The sequence below is a fragment of the Kitasatospora sp. NPDC047058 genome, from assembly GCF_040643935.1.
In the GTDB taxonomy this organism is placed as follows: Bacteria; Actinomycetota; Actinomycetes; order Streptomycetales; family Streptomycetaceae; genus Kitasatospora.
In genome coordinates, this window is record NZ_JBEYVJ010000203.1 from 1 (window position 1) to 12,984 (window position 12,984).

Sequence of the window (12,984 nt, forward strand, 5' to 3'; positions counted from 1 at the left end):
CCCTGCTCCCCGTGACGACCGTGGTGGCCGTCGCTGCTCTCCCGGCCGTCGCGGCCGTCGCGGCCTTCCTGGCCGTCGTGACCGTGACGCGCGCCCGGACCGTCGTGCCGCTCGCGCTCACCCGCGATCTTCCGGTCGCCGCGGTGCTCGCCCTTGTGGTGGTGGACGGCCACCGCCGCGGCGCCGCCGCCGAGCACGACCACCGCCGCACCGGCCGCGACCCAGCGGCCGGAGCGTCCGCGCACCCAGCGTCCGGCACGCCCCAGACCGGTGCGCGTTCTGCCCGTGGCCTTCTGCGGCTCCCCGGTTCCCATGGGCTCGTTCACGACACCCACCCCTGTTCCATTGGCAGGCCCGGGGCCGTCCCCGGGCGTCGGGCCCAGCATGTCGGGGCGTTGCTGAAGATCGGCTGAAGACCTGAAGGCACCTTCAGCTTCCCGCCTCCGGGACCTGCCACTCTGGTGGGTATGCGTGTACTGGTGGTGGAGGACGAACGCCGGCTGGCCCTGGCGCTGCAGCACGGGCTGACCGCGGAGGGGTTCACCGTCGAGGTGGCCCACGACGGGCCGTCCGGCCTGGCCAAGGCCATGGACCACGCCTACGACGTGATCGTCCTCGACATCATGCTGCCCGGCCTCAACGGCTACCGGGTGTGCTCACGGCTGCGGGCCTCCGGCAGCGACGTCGGCATCCTCATGCTCACCGCCAAGGACGGCGAGTGGGACGAGGCCGAGGCCCTGGACACCGGCGCCGACGACTACCTGTCCAAGCCGTTCTCCTTCCTCGTCCTCGTCGCCCGTCTCAAGGCGCTCGCCCGCCGCATCGGCAGCCGCGCACCCCGGCGCACCGTCCTGGGCGACCTCGTCGTCGATTCCGCGGCCCGCACCTGCACCCGGGCCGGCGCCGTCATCCCCCTCACACCCCGCGAGTTCGCCATCCTGGACCACCTCGCCCGCCGGGCCGGCGAAGCCGTCTCCAAACGGGAGATCCTCGACGCCGTCTGGGACAGCGCCCTCGACAGCGACCCCAACACCGTCGAGGTCCACGTCAGCGCCCTGCGACGCAAGATCGACACCCCGTTCGGGCGGGCAGCGGTGCAGACCGTCCGCGGCGCCGGCTACCGTCTGGCGGCCGACGGTGGCTGACCCGACCATTGGTCCCACGCCCCCGCGCACCGCGGTCCGCCGGGCACGTGCCGCCCTCACCCGGCTCTCCCGCCACCCCCGCGTCGCGGCCCTCGTCGACCGCCTGGCCCCGCGCTCGGTCCGCACCCGCACCACCCTCGCCGCCTGCCTCAGCGTCGCCGTCGTCCTCGCCCTCGCCTCGGCCGCGGTCGTCCTCCTGCTGCGAGCGAACCTGGAACGCACCGTCGAAACCGGCGCCCGCGAGCAGGCCCAGGCCGTCGCCCGCCTCGCCACGGACGGACACCTCACCAACCCGCTCCCGCTGGACCACGGCACCGACTTCATCCAGGTGGTCGACGCGAACGGCACAGTGGTCGCCGCCAGCCAGAACCTGGCCGGCCACACCCCGCTCGCCCCCGCCGGTCACCGCGACGGCCACAAGACGACCAATCTCGGCGCCCTGGGCGACGAACACCACCAGCGCGTCACCACGATCACGGCCAGCACCCCCACGGGCCCGGTCACGATCCACGTCGGCGCCTCCCTCCGCACCGCCGACGCCGCCGAGGACCTCACCACCGCCGCCCTCGCCGCCCTCAGCACCGTCCTGCTGGTCACCGTCGGCGCCCTCACCTGGCGTGCGACCGGCCGGGCCCTGCGCCCGGTCGAGGCCATCCGCGCCGAGGTGGCCGCCATCGGCGACCGCGACCTGGACCGCCGCGTCCCCGAACCCCGCAGCGACGACGAGATCGCCCGCCTCGCCGGCACCATGAACGCCATGCTCGGACGCCTGGAGGCCGCCGGGGCACGGCAGCGCCGCTTCATCGCCGACGCCTCCCACGAACTGCGCAGCCCCCTCACCGTCCTGCGCACGCAGCTGGAAGTCGCGCTCGCCCACCCGGACCCGGACGTCCGCACCGACCTGGTGGCCGGCGCGCTGGAGGACACCGAACGACTCCAGGCCCTCGCCACCGACCTCCTCCTGCTCGCCCGCCTCGACGCCACCGGACACGACTGGCCCCACGAACCCGTCGACCTCGCCGACCTCGTCCGCACCACCGTCGCGGCCCGCGGCACCGAGCCCCACCCGGTCACCGTCCACGCACCCACGCCGGTCACCGTCCACGGAAACCCCCAGTGGCTGGGCCGGCTGCTCACCAACCTGCTCGACAACGCCCAGCGCCACGCCCGGCACCGCGTCACCGTCAGCCTCCGCGTCGACCGGGCCGCGGGCCGGGCCCTCCTCGACGTGGCCAACGACGGCCCCCCGATCGCCCCGCCCGACCGGGAGAAGATCTTCGAACGGTTCGCCCGCCTCGACGACGCCCGGAGCCGCGACGACGGCGGCGCCGGCCTCGGCCTGCCGATCGCCCGCGACATCGCCGCAGTCCACGGCGGAACCCTCACGGTCCTCGACACCCCGGCTGCGGCGACGTTCCGGACCTCCCTCCCGGTCGCGGGAGCCGTGGACGACGAGAGCCGCTGAGAGCCGCTGAGAGCCGCTGAGGCGGTGGCCGCAGGTGACGGGCGCGCCCGTCAGTCGGCGAGTGCGAGGTGCAGGATGGTCGCCCACTCGTCGGTGACCAACAGCACGTTGCGCCACCAGATGTAGCTCCTGTTCAGGTAGCCGACGTCGCCGGAGGCCCGGACGGGCCCGAGATGCGCTTCGATGAGGTCGGCGATGCCATCGGCGAGTTCGCCCGCCCGCCGGATCTCCGCGGGCGTGCGCAGGTCGGGGTCCGCGTACCTGCAGGCGGGCTGCATGATCCCGGCGGTCACCTGTCCGCGGAGGACGTCCCGCCACGCCTGCGGTGACTCCAACGGGACGACCGGCGTTCCCACCTGGTGTCGACCGCCCGTCGCGTCGTCCAGGGCTTGAGCGACACCGTTCATCCAGTCATGACCGGATGTCATCCCAGTCACCGGGACCACGGGGAAGAGCTCGATGATCGACACATGGTTGTTGTCGTCGAGCAGTTCCTCGAGGGGTTCGGCTGCGGCGGCCACCGCGTCCGGAGCATCGAGTGGGTTCGGCATGGGTGTTCGGTCCTCTGTACGGCTCTGCGCTTCGCCCACAGTGTGTCAGCCGAGCACGTGCATGCCGCGGGGATTTCGGGGGTCCGAAGAGCCGACCGCGTTCGGGGGCGAGCCCCGGCGCACGGGCGGGCGCAGCGAGGCCGGAGCTGCTACCGGTCCACGACGGATTCTCGACCTCCGGCCGGTACCCGGCCCGGCTCTCACCGTCGCCCGCGCGTTCCGACAGGGGGTGGACCCGATGTCCGTGCAGCGTGTCAGGCGGAGTGGACCGCGCGGTCGCAGTTCGGGCAGACCTTCCCGCTGCCCTGCCACTTCGGCGGGTACCAGGAGGAGCCGGGGGCGGCGGGCCGGAAGTCGACGGTCTGCATCCGTCGGGTGTCCGCACCGCACAGCGTGTGGTCGCCGGGGTCACCGGGCACGGCCGGGTCGGACGCGGCCGCGTGCACGGCGCGCACGCCCTCGACGTACTCCTCGCCGCCGCTGCCGAGGTGGGCCACCCGCTGAAGCTCGGGTTCCAGAAGCACGATCAGGCTCATCACCCCACCCTCGGCGGGACCGGGCCGCGGCGCATCCGGGACCGGGCCGTCGGGGCGAGCCGCACGACGCGGCGCAGGCCCCGCGGGCGACGGCTTCACCCGCATGCGTGCGTGGCGCACGGTCGCGGAGGTCGTGAAGGCGCGGGTCCTTCAGGGCGCCCGCGGTGACGGCGGTTTCCAGAAGCCTGTGACGGGTGCGCTCAGGGGTGTGTCACCGGCCCACGCGCCCAGTCCTGGGCGGGCCCGTTCCTGGTCTTCGCCGGGCCGGCGCCGTCCGGGCGCCGGCGGGCAGCCGACGGACGCACGGGCCTCCCGGGATCATGACCGGGTTGCCTTGCGGGCGGCCCGGCGGCGGGCCAGGAAGACGCCGATCAGCATGCCGACGAGGATCGTGACGGTCAGGACGACCCAGAGCGGCATGGTGACGTCGGAGACCCAGAGGGTGATGGTCACCGAGGCGGTATTGACCGCGATGAACCAGACGGCCAGGACCGCGATGACGGCCATGGCGATAGTGCGCAGTCGTACCTCGCGGCCCTTGACCGTAAGACGCGACGGCTCGTGGTGCGTGCGGGTGTTTTGCGACATGGCTTCAGTATCATGCGGTTTGCCCGATTCGTGCCCGGGGGGCGGCGTCGCGGGCCCAGTGCCGGTGCCGGACCGCCGCGAGGTGCAGCAGCGGACGGGAGACGGGGGGCTCGAAGGGTGACGTCGCTGGTGGTCGCGCTGGAAGTCGAGCAGCCGCGCGGTCCGCAACCTGACTTCGTGGTTCGCCCGGTCCCGATTGTTATTGCCGACCGCACCCGGCCCGCGCCACCTTCTCGGGCTCGGACGCCGCGGCTCTCCGGCACGGCCCGAGTGCTGGCAAAGGAGCCTGCCGGATAGTACAATTCGGACATAACGCGGCATGTTCTTGTGCCTGGCGTCCAGGTTCCGGCAGGTCCGCGGGGCGGGGGAGTGCGAGAGCACCGCGAGGGTGGCGAGCCCGAGTTCCGAGCGTGTGCACAGCGGCTACGAGCGGCGGATCACCGACACGGCGACCCGAGATGCTGTCCGCCCACAGGTCGAGGTCAAGATCTACAGGTGGTACTAGGTCCACCATGAGATCGGGTACAGGTTCCATGGCACCTTCCTCCTGTGGTGCCCTAGCGTCGTGCCATGACGATTCCAGCCGGGCTGAGACGCACGGTCCTCCGGGCGCAGCGGGACACCGGCTTTCTTGCCGCTGGTGTGCTGCCGCACCTGGCGCTGGTGCCCGTGTGGGCCTGGGCAGCGGCGACTACCGCCAGGACGGGGAACTGGCTCCTCACGGTTTCCATGTCGGCCGCCCTGGTCCTGCTCGGCACCCCGCTGCTGACGGCCGTTCAGCGGGCTCGCTACCGGGTGCTCATCGGTGTGGACGTCCCACGGCTCACCCCCACCGCGCCGGAACGACGGACGTGGGCCTCGACCGCCCGGTGGCTCGCGGCGACGCGGCCTTGGCGCAAGATCGGCTACCACCTCCTGCTGGGCCCGCTGATCGCGCTGCTGGAGCTGCTGGTGCTCGCGGTGGCAGCGGCGTGCTTGGCGGGCGTCGTCGCCTACGCCTGGACATGGGCGCTGCCAGCCGGAATCCGCCAGGACTGGTTCGGCTACCTGACCCAGCTGCCGGCTTACACAGCGGCTGGACTCCTCCTCCTGTGCGCCCTGCCCTGGACCGTGCGGGCAGTAGCGCGGGCCGAGGCGCGGCTGGCGTTGGGCCTGCTCGGGCGCAGCCAGGCGCAGCGGCTCCAGGAGCGGGTCGATCAGCTGGCCGTGAGCCGGACCGACTTGATCGAGGTCGTCGACGCGGAGCGCCGCCGGATCGAGCGCGACCTGCACGACGGCACCCAGCAGCGGTTGGTGTCTCTCGCGGTCAACCTGGGTCTGGCCATTGCCACCCGCCCGGACCTGCCGGGTGATGCCCGCGAGGTGATCGCGAGAGCGCACCTGGAGGCGAAGGAGGCGATCGCCGAACTCAATGACCTGGTGCGGGGGCTGCACCCGGCCGTGCTCGAGGACCGAGGTCTGGACGCGGCGTTGTCCGGGCTGGCTGCCCGCACGCCCCTGCCGGTGCGGCTGCGGGTCGATCTGGAGGAGCGGGTGGCGCCCAGCGTGGAGTCGGTGGCGTACTTCGTGATCTCGGAGGCGCTGACCAATGCGACGAAGCACGCCAACGCGATGCGCGCGGAGGTCATCGTCCGTCGGGTCGGCGAGGTGCTGCGAGTGCGCGTCACCGACGACGGGCTGGGCGGTGCCGACGCCGCCGCCGGCACGGGGCTGACCGGGCTGGCCAAGCGGGTCGGCTCCCTCGACGGGGCCTTCCACGTCAGCAGCCCCGTTGGGGGACCCACCACCATCACCGCGGAGCTGCCGTGCGCGCGGTGATCGCCGAGGACTCGGTGCTGTTGCGGGTCGGCCTGATCAAGGTGCTGGAGATGGGCGGGTTCCAGGTCCCCGCCGAAGCCGGCGATGCGGAAGGGCTGTTGGCGGCGGTGGCGGAGCACCGGCCCGAACTCGCCCTGATCGACGTCCGGATGCCGCCGGACTTCACCGACGAGGGGGTGCGAGCGGCGATGGAGATCCGCCGGCGCTGGCCGGGGACGGCGGTGGTGCTGCTTTCGCAGTACGTGGAGGAGCGGTACGCGGCTGACCTGCTGTCTGCGAACACCAGCGGTGTGGGCTACCTGCTCAAGCAGCGGGTTGCCGATGTCGCCGACTTCGTGGCGGCGGTCCGGCGGGTGGCGGACGGGGGCACGGCCCTGGACCCGCAGGTCGTCGCCCAGTTGCTGCTGCTGCTGCGGCGCGACAGCGACCCGCTCGCGCGGCTGACCCCCCGCGAACGGGAGGTGCTCGGCCTGATGGCCGAGGGGCGCTCCAATGCCGGCATCGCGCAGACGCTGGTGGTCAGCGAGAGCGCCGTGGCGAAGCACATCAACAACATCTTCGCCAAGCTTGACCTGCCCGTGGTCGACGCGGACCACCGCCGCGTCCTGGCCGTGCTGCGGTTCCTCGGAGCGTCCCGGGCCTGACGGGTGCCCGGCGCGGCCGCTGTCGCTGCCGGTCAGCTGAGGCTCCTGCCCGGCGGAGCTTTCCGGGTGCACGCAACTGGCCTCCCGCCGAAGCACGTCTGAGGGTGTGACGACGTCAGAAGCCGTTGCCCGCAATGGCCGTACGAGATCGCACCGTGCAGCCGAGAGAATCAGGAGCCGTTCCTTGTCGGATGAGATCCCGGTGCACCCTGTCGCCTGGCCACCTGCCCCGATCAAGACCGAGCGGCTCGTGCTCCGCGAGTCCGAGGCGCGGGACCGTGCGGCGCTGATCGAGCTGTTCGCCTCACGGGAGGTGGGAACCTACGTCGGCGGGGCGCGGCCGCGTGACGAGCTGGAGCGTGCGATGCCCGAGGTGCCCGGGCGGCGCTTCGGCTTCTTCGTGGTCGAGCTCGACGGAGCGGCGATCGGCATGATCACGCTCGATCGGCGCGGCCCGGAGCGTCAGGGCCACCTCCGTCCGGAGGGCGGGGAGCCCGAGCTCGGCTACATGTTCCTGCCGCAGGCGTGGGGGCGCGGGTACGCCACCGAGGCGTGCGCGGCGGTGCTCGACTGGTTCGCCGGTGCGCTTCCCGACGAGCCGGTGCTGCTCTCCAGCCGGACCGCCAACGCGGCCTCGATGCGCGTCGCGGCGAAGCTGGGGTTCACCGAAGTGGGGCGGTTCGAGGACTACGGTGCCGAGCAGTGGCTCGGCGTGTGGTCCCCGGGCACGCCGTCCGATTGAGCGCATGCGCGACAGCGCGGAGACGGAGGGCGATGCCGGCGCTACAGGTCGAGCGCGGCGCCACCTCGCTGCGATCGCCCGTCGTTGCCGGCTGTTACGGTCCTGCCATGACCCGCCGTGATCGCGCCCTGGAGCTGCTGCGTCAAGACTCGGAGCTGGCTGAGCTCGCGGCGTTCCCGTTCGACTTCGACCTCGATCGCTCCGAGCACGGCGAGGCGGTGCGGCTGGCATCCGGTCCGGCTCTGCAGGCGGTGGCCGGAGACGATACCGGTGGGACCTTCTTCCTGTGCCCGAACGGCGAAGTGCTCCACGCGAGCTCCGAGGGCGAGGCCGGGCTGGTCGGCGACAGCGTGGACGAGGCCCTCGAAGTCCTGATCGGGCTACCCGGCTGGCGGGACTACATCGACCTCGGCCTCCAGCCCGACTCCGCCGGAATGACGGCTGCCGTCGCCCGGACCGAGGCTGACATCCGCAGTTCCTACGCCCCGAAGCTCGACGTCGATCGCAGCAGGCTCCTGGCCGGGCTCGGGCTGCGCCGACTGCCGCAGGCAGAACTGATCCGGCGGCTTCACCGGTCGCTACGACGCACCGAGCCGGACTTCGTCCTCCTCAACGCGGACGAGGGTTGCGCCTATGCACTGCTGGGCCGGCTCCCGCGCGCGCCACTCTGGCAAGCCGTCCTTGCCCCGGGACAGGCCGACCTCGTCATGCTCCGGTCGGACCCCACGCGCCGGGCCGACACCGTGGACGATCCGGCACGCCGTGCGACCTTGCTGAGGGCTGCCCAGTACGACCGGCAGACCACCGACCTCCCGCTCCTGCGCAGCCTGCTCACGGCCGAGGCGGAGCTCGGCCACACCGACGAGCTGCGATTGGCGGCGGTCCTGGTGGGTCTGCACGGTCACGCCGAGGACCACGAGCTGATCACAGCACTGCGCCTGGCCAATCCGGACGTCTACTACGGGCTGGGAGGCTTCCCGGAGGCGCCGCAGGAACTGAGCAGCTGGGCGACCGGTTTCGACGACTCCAACTACGGGCTGGAACCAGCGGACGAGGACGAGCTCACGTGGGCCGAGTTGGCCCGTCGACAGGGTCGAACCGAGCTCGCTCGCGTCATCCTCATCCGGCTGCTCGACGACGCAGGACCGCGTGACGCACCGCTGCTCGGGTACCTCGCCGGACAGCTGGCGGGGCTCGGGGACTTCACCCAGGCAGCACGCGCGCGGAAGCTGCACGCCTGTCTTCAGGACGACCCACGGCAACGCGGCGCGTCCGTGATCAGCCTGGCGTCTCTGCAACGGCGGGCCGGCGACGTCGAAGGGGCCTGGGGTTCGTTGCAGCGTGCCGTCGCAGAGCTCGACGGCCCTCCGCCCACGCCCCGTGCGGACCAACTGGCCCTTGACCTCGGCCTTCCGGAGCAGGATCGGCGCGCCACCCTGACGTGGCGTGGCCTCCAGCTCGGCCACAGGGCGGCGGAGGAGCACTTCCTGGTCGCACGTGCCGCAGCGGCGGTTGACCTGTCCGCAACCGCCGCCGCAGCCCTGGCGGGGGGCATCGCCGTGCTGGGCACGCTGACGAGCGCACCCGACGGTCTTTCCAAGCTGGCTGTTGCAGTGACGGAGGAGGTGGGGGTCGGCACCCGTTTCGGACCTGTGGCCCCTCCCGGGGAACGGCTTCAGTAGTAGTCATCCGCATCGCCCTCCCTCCGCTCCGCCCTCCCACATCGGAGGCCGTGCGCTTCCGCCCTCGCCCCGCGCATGCGAGTCAGGCTGCTTTGAACGCGTTCAAAATCTCTGGCATCATGATCGCACCGACACGTGAGGGGGAGCGATGACGAATCTGGAGAGCGGGGTGGCCTGGTTTCTGCGGGCGGCCGGGCGGTACCTGGCGCTGTTCGTGCTGACCATGCTGGTCCTCCCGGCGGTGCGTCACGACGCCGAGTACAGCTACGCGGAGGACGTCTGGTGGGGACTGTTCCTGCTGGGTCTGATCGGTGTCCTGCCCTCGCTCGGATGGCTCGCCCTCGTCGCGCCCGTGCGGGCCGCCCGCTGGTCGACCGCGATGGCCGCCGCCGGCCTCTGCGCCATCGGCGGCTTCCTCGCCCTCGGCCTGCCGATCGTGCACCCACTGTGGTGGGCCGTGAGCGTCATGGGGTTCCAGCTGCTGTACGCGCTGGTGCTGCTGCCCGCGCCGCTGGCCGACCTGCCGGACGGGGAGGACGGACTCGGCTGACCGGCCGACGGATTACGGATCTCTGACGGGGGCCGGCTCTCCCTGGAAGGCCGGCCTCACACTCCGGTAGACCTGGCCCTGTACGCACGGGACCACCATCCACGGGAGCCAGACAATGACCGACAGCCAGCGCCGGCCCCGCCGGATCCTGCGCCCCGCACTCGCAGCCGCCACAGCCCTCGCCCTGCTCGGCGCCGGCCTCGGTCTCTACCTCTTCCAGCCCTGGAAAGCCTTCACCGACACCACCGTGAACGAGGCGCTCCCCGCTCCGGCAGCCCTCGCTTCTTCCGTTCCGGGCCCCACAGCAACCAACCCGGCCGGTGCGACCGCTGCGGCCCCGGCCGGGCCCGTCGACCTTGCGCGTGGCAGCTTCCAGTCCGGCGAGCACGCGACCACCGGCACCGCGCGCCTCGTCCGCCTTGCCGACGGCACCGCCGTGCTGCGCCTGGAGAACCTCGCCACCTCCGAGGGCCCCGACGTCCGGGTGTACCTCTCGGCCTTGCCGGCCGCTCGGTCCCGCCTGCACGCCCTCGGTGACAAGCCCCTCGGACTCGACAAGCTCAAGGGCAACCACGGCAACCAGAACTACGCCATCCCCGCCGGCACCGACCTGACGGCCTTCAACAGCACGGTCATCTGGTGCGAGCGCTTCTCCGTCAGTTTCGGAGCCGCAGACCTCACCGCGGTCTGATCGGTCCGGGACGAACGGGAACCCGCCCCGGGCGGACCCCGCGTACGGCTCAGTCCGGTGGCTCCTCCGGAGGCGCCTCGTGCGCGGGTTCGGTCACCGCGTACTCGGGGCCGTCCTGCGGTCCCTTCTCCTCCTCGTGAGCGGGCGGTGGCCCGCCCTCACCGGTCATCCGGGACTCGGGCGTCTCCGTCCGGACCGGCGGCTCCGCGGCCCGGTCGTCCTGTTCGCTCATGCCTCTCGCCTCCCGGGTCGCCGACCCGCCCGCCGTCGCCCGTGCCAGGTGACGGTCTTCGTCGTCGTTCGCTCCGTCGGACCCGGTGGCCGCCCGGGGCGGCCACCGGGTGACGAGTCAGTGCCTGCCTGCGTCCTTGATCTTCTCCATGGCCTGCTTGGCGTCGCTCTCCGCCTGCTCGGCCCGGCCCTTCGCCTCGATCGTGCGGTCCCCTGTGACCCGTCCGGCGGCTTCCTTGACCTTGCCCTTGGCCTTGTCGGCGGCGTTGCGCATCTTGTCCTGGGTGCCCATGGCACGGACTCCTCTCGGTCGCGGGGGCGGTGTCGTCCGCCCGGGAGCGGCGCCTGCCCGGGAACCGGGACTTCATGCACGGCCGCGGGGCGGCCGGTGGCCGTCCACCGTCTCAGCGTGCACGGAGAGGCACGAGTGCCCGGTGGGTTCGTTGCCCCCGGTGTTCGGCGGGCTCGTGCGATCGGTTGCGCGTCGCCACGGCCCAGGAACGTCGTCTGGTGCTCACAGCCGCCTCCGGGGGAATGGCGGACGCGACGTCCTGGATCAGCGTGCCGTCGCGCTCGAACAGCACCGCGCCCGCCGGGCTGTCGACGGTGGGCCGGACGAACAGCCAGGGGCCCGGCCGGTCCGTGGGGCCGTCAGAGGGCCGCGGTCGCGGGACGGTCGGTACAGGTGCTGCGAGGTACGCCATACACCTGCGGATTGCCGCCGTGGGGGCGGTCAAACCGCCCGGCCTGCGCGGGATCGACGCCCGACGGGGGCCCACGGGCGTGGGCGGGCCGGGCGGTTCCGTGACAGCAGGCCGATGGTCCGCCTCGGCTCATCACGGCCGCCGCTCGGGGCAACTCTCGCCCGGAGTTGCGCACTTGACCGCCTTCGGGCTGGCCGCCCGGCCTTGCCGTCCGGGGTCGTGCCTACCGAACGGCGGCGTTCTCGCCCTCCAGGTGTTCCAGGAGCTGCGCCCGATGCAGGGCGGCGACCGGGTCGAGGAGATCGGGGTGCCGCAGGAGGGGTGCCGCCTGCAGCTCGTGCTCCCCGGGGTGGACGAGGCGGGTCACGTCTCCAGCCGGGTCGCCGCCCGCGGCGGTGACGGTGTCCTGGGCGCGCCGGGCGACAGCCGGGTCGGCCAGCAGGCAGGCTGCCCAGCTGACGACCGTCTCGTCCACCCACGTCCGCCAGGCGCCGTCACCGTCGGGGGTGCCGTGTTCGATGCCGGTGAGCCAGTCCAGCCGGTCGCTGCCGCCGGGGCCGAGAAGGTGCAGCAGCTGTGCGTCGAGATCCGACGGGTAGCGCAGGGCGCAGGCCAGAGTGACCGCCTGCCGGGCCTGCGCCTCGCCCAGGGCGCGGCTGAGAGCACCGGGCGCAGGTGGGTAGGCGGCCAGCAGCCAGCGGGTGCCGGCGGCTATGACGGGGGAGAGGTCGGTGGGCACGGCGGTGGCTCCTCGACGGGCATGCTCGCTCCGCCCGGCCGGGCCCGCGAGCTGCGGTTGTGGAGCTCCGCTGCTCCGCTTGTGGCGGACCAGTGTAGGCGGGGTCGGCGGAATGGCGGCATGATGCGCGTCACCATGACCCGGTCGGGTGGCGCCCGGACGCGGCCCGGACGCGGGGCCGGAGGGCCGCCGCGGCCGGGGTGCGCGGGGTGCGCGGGGTGCGTGGAGTGCCCGGGGTGGGTCAGGAGTTCTTGCCGCGCCCGGTCACGAAGTCGCGGGCCCGGTCGACCAGACCGGCGCCGGGCGCCAGCAGCTTGCTGGCCATCGGGGTGTCCGGCGCGGCGGGATGCGGCCGGGTGGGAGCCATCGACTTGGCGCGGCGGACCTTGTCACCGAGGTCGTCCAGCATCTCCGGCGTGCAGGCCTGCCGGAGCATGGGGAAGAGGTTGGTCTCCTCGTCCTGGACGTGGGCGGCGACCTCGTCCATGAGCTGCTGCAGCAGCGGACCCATCTGCGGATCGTCGGTCCTGGTCTTCTCCAGTTGCTTGAGGAGCTTCTCCACCCGGCCGTGATCCTCGAGTTCCTTGTCCGCGAGCCGGTCCCCGTCCTCGACGTGCTCGCGCACCGCCGGGTAGAGGTACTGCTCCTCGGCGACCGAGTGCCGGACCAGCTCGATGGTGACCTCGTCCACGACGTCGCGCAGCTGTTGGCCGCCGCCGGTCATCGCCTGGATCCGGGCGAACATCTCCTCCACCTCCCGGTGGTCGGTCATCAGCTCGTCGATCATGTTCCCGCCGTGCCCCATGGTGCCTCCTGCTTCCTCGGGGCCGGCCGGGGCGGTGCCGCGGTTGTACAGCTCGATGAAGTCGTTGGCGTACGGGGCACCGGAGTTGCCGCC

15 protein-coding genes and 1 pseudogene are annotated in these 12,984 nt (G+C 72.6%); 8 read left to right on the plus strand and 8 right to left on the minus strand.

Features of this window, described 5'->3' with window-relative positions; all coding sequences use genetic code 11:
* Nucleotides 1-245 (minus strand): annotated as a pseudogene (locus tag ABZ885_RS25565) (hypothetical protein); the annotation flags it as partial.
* 222 nt (nucleotides 246-467) lie between these two features.
* On the opposite strand from ABZ885_RS25565, the gene ABZ885_RS25570 reads away from it, so the two are divergent.
* Together ABZ885_RS25570 and ABZ885_RS25575 are read left to right on the plus strand one after the other, a co-directional pair.
* Nucleotides 468-1,145, plus strand: coding sequence for a response regulator transcription factor (locus tag ABZ885_RS25570; protein ID WP_360192975.1), 678 nt, complete (start codon nucleotides 468-470; stop codon nucleotides 1,143-1,145).
* A complete protein-coding gene (locus tag ABZ885_RS25575; protein ID WP_360192978.1) occupies nucleotides 1,138-2,610 on the plus strand; it encodes an ATP-binding protein in 1,473 nt (490 codons plus the stop codon). Before ABZ885_RS25570 ends, ABZ885_RS25575 begins: the two co-directional genes overlap by 8 nt.
* A gap of 50 nt (nucleotides 2,611-2,660) precedes the next feature.
* Here the strand turns inward: ABZ885_RS25575 and ABZ885_RS25580 are convergent, their stop codons facing one another.
* The 3 genes from ABZ885_RS25580 to ABZ885_RS25590 all read right to left on the minus strand — a co-directional run bounded on the left by ABZ885_RS25580 (nucleotide 2,661) and on the right by ABZ885_RS25590 (nucleotide 4,285).
* Entirely contained in the window at nucleotides 2,661-3,161 is a 501-nt protein-coding gene (locus ABZ885_RS25580; protein ID WP_360192981.1) for a hypothetical protein, read from the minus strand.
* Between the two features lie 254 nt (nucleotides 3,162-3,415).
* Complete coding sequence (locus ABZ885_RS25585) at nucleotides 3,416-3,697, minus strand: hypothetical protein (protein WP_360192984.1); 282 nt, start codon at nucleotides 3,695-3,697, stop codon at nucleotides 3,416-3,418.
* Nucleotides 3,698-4,015: 318 nt separating this feature from the next.
* Entirely contained in the window at nucleotides 4,016-4,285 is a 270-nt protein-coding gene (locus tag ABZ885_RS25590) for a LapA family protein (protein WP_360192987.1), read from the minus strand.
* 570 nt (nucleotides 4,286-4,855) lie between these two features.
* Here ABZ885_RS25590 and ABZ885_RS25595 point away from each other — a divergent pair.
* From ABZ885_RS25595 to ABZ885_RS25620, 6 genes are all read left to right on the plus strand, one after another.
* The gene (locus ABZ885_RS25595; protein WP_360192990.1) at nucleotides 4,856-6,103 is read left to right on the plus strand and encodes a histidine kinase; all 1,248 of its coding nucleotides are present in this window, start codon (nucleotides 4,856-4,858) and stop codon (nucleotides 6,101-6,103) included.
* Nucleotides 6,091-6,747: a response regulator transcription factor gene (locus ABZ885_RS25600; RefSeq protein ID WP_360192992.1), complete on the plus strand. Its 657-nt coding sequence runs from the start codon at nucleotides 6,091-6,093 to the stop codon at nucleotides 6,745-6,747. Before ABZ885_RS25595 ends, ABZ885_RS25600 begins: the two co-directional genes overlap by 13 nt.
* Nucleotides 6,748-6,931: 184 nt before the next feature.
* Complete coding sequence (locus ABZ885_RS25605; RefSeq protein WP_360192995.1) at nucleotides 6,932-7,489, plus strand: GNAT family N-acetyltransferase; 558 nt, start codon at nucleotides 6,932-6,934, stop codon at nucleotides 7,487-7,489.
* Between the two features lie 107 nt (nucleotides 7,490-7,596).
* The gene (locus ABZ885_RS25610; protein ID WP_360192998.1) at nucleotides 7,597-9,171 is read left to right on the plus strand and encodes a hypothetical protein; all 1,575 of its coding nucleotides are present in this window, start codon (nucleotides 7,597-7,599) and stop codon (nucleotides 9,169-9,171) included.
* Nucleotides 9,172-9,319: 148 nt separating this feature from the next.
* Entirely contained in the window at nucleotides 9,320-9,721 is a 402-nt protein-coding gene (locus tag ABZ885_RS25615; protein ID WP_360193001.1) for a hypothetical protein, read from the plus strand.
* A 115-nt stretch (nucleotides 9,722-9,836) separates the two neighbouring features.
* Nucleotides 9,837-10,412, plus strand: coding sequence for a DM13 domain-containing protein (locus tag ABZ885_RS25620; RefSeq protein WP_360193003.1), 576 nt, complete (start codon nucleotides 9,837-9,839; stop codon nucleotides 10,410-10,412).
* Nucleotides 10,413-10,461: 49 nt separating this feature from the next.
* On the opposite strand, the gene ABZ885_RS25625 is transcribed toward ABZ885_RS25620, so the two are convergent.
* The 4 genes from ABZ885_RS25625 to ABZ885_RS25640 all read right to left on the minus strand — a co-directional run bounded on the left by ABZ885_RS25625 (nucleotide 10,462) and on the right by ABZ885_RS25640 (nucleotide 12,891).
* On the minus strand, nucleotides 10,462-10,644 hold the full coding sequence (locus ABZ885_RS25625; RefSeq protein WP_360193006.1) for a hypothetical protein: 183 nt from the start codon (nucleotides 10,642-10,644) through the stop codon (nucleotides 10,462-10,464).
* A 117-nt stretch (nucleotides 10,645-10,761) separates the two neighbouring features.
* On the minus strand, nucleotides 10,762-10,935 hold the full coding sequence (locus ABZ885_RS25630) for a CsbD family protein (RefSeq protein WP_360193009.1): 174 nt from the start codon (nucleotides 10,933-10,935) through the stop codon (nucleotides 10,762-10,764).
* A 635-nt stretch (nucleotides 10,936-11,570) separates the two neighbouring features.
* A complete protein-coding gene (locus ABZ885_RS25635) occupies nucleotides 11,571-12,086 on the minus strand; it encodes a hypothetical protein (RefSeq protein ID WP_360193012.1) in 516 nt (171 codons plus the stop codon).
* Between the two features lie 241 nt (nucleotides 12,087-12,327).
* A complete protein-coding gene (locus ABZ885_RS25640; protein WP_360193015.1) occupies nucleotides 12,328-12,891 on the minus strand; it encodes a hemerythrin domain-containing protein in 564 nt (187 codons plus the stop codon).
* Nucleotides 12,892-12,984: the final 93 nt, after the last annotated feature.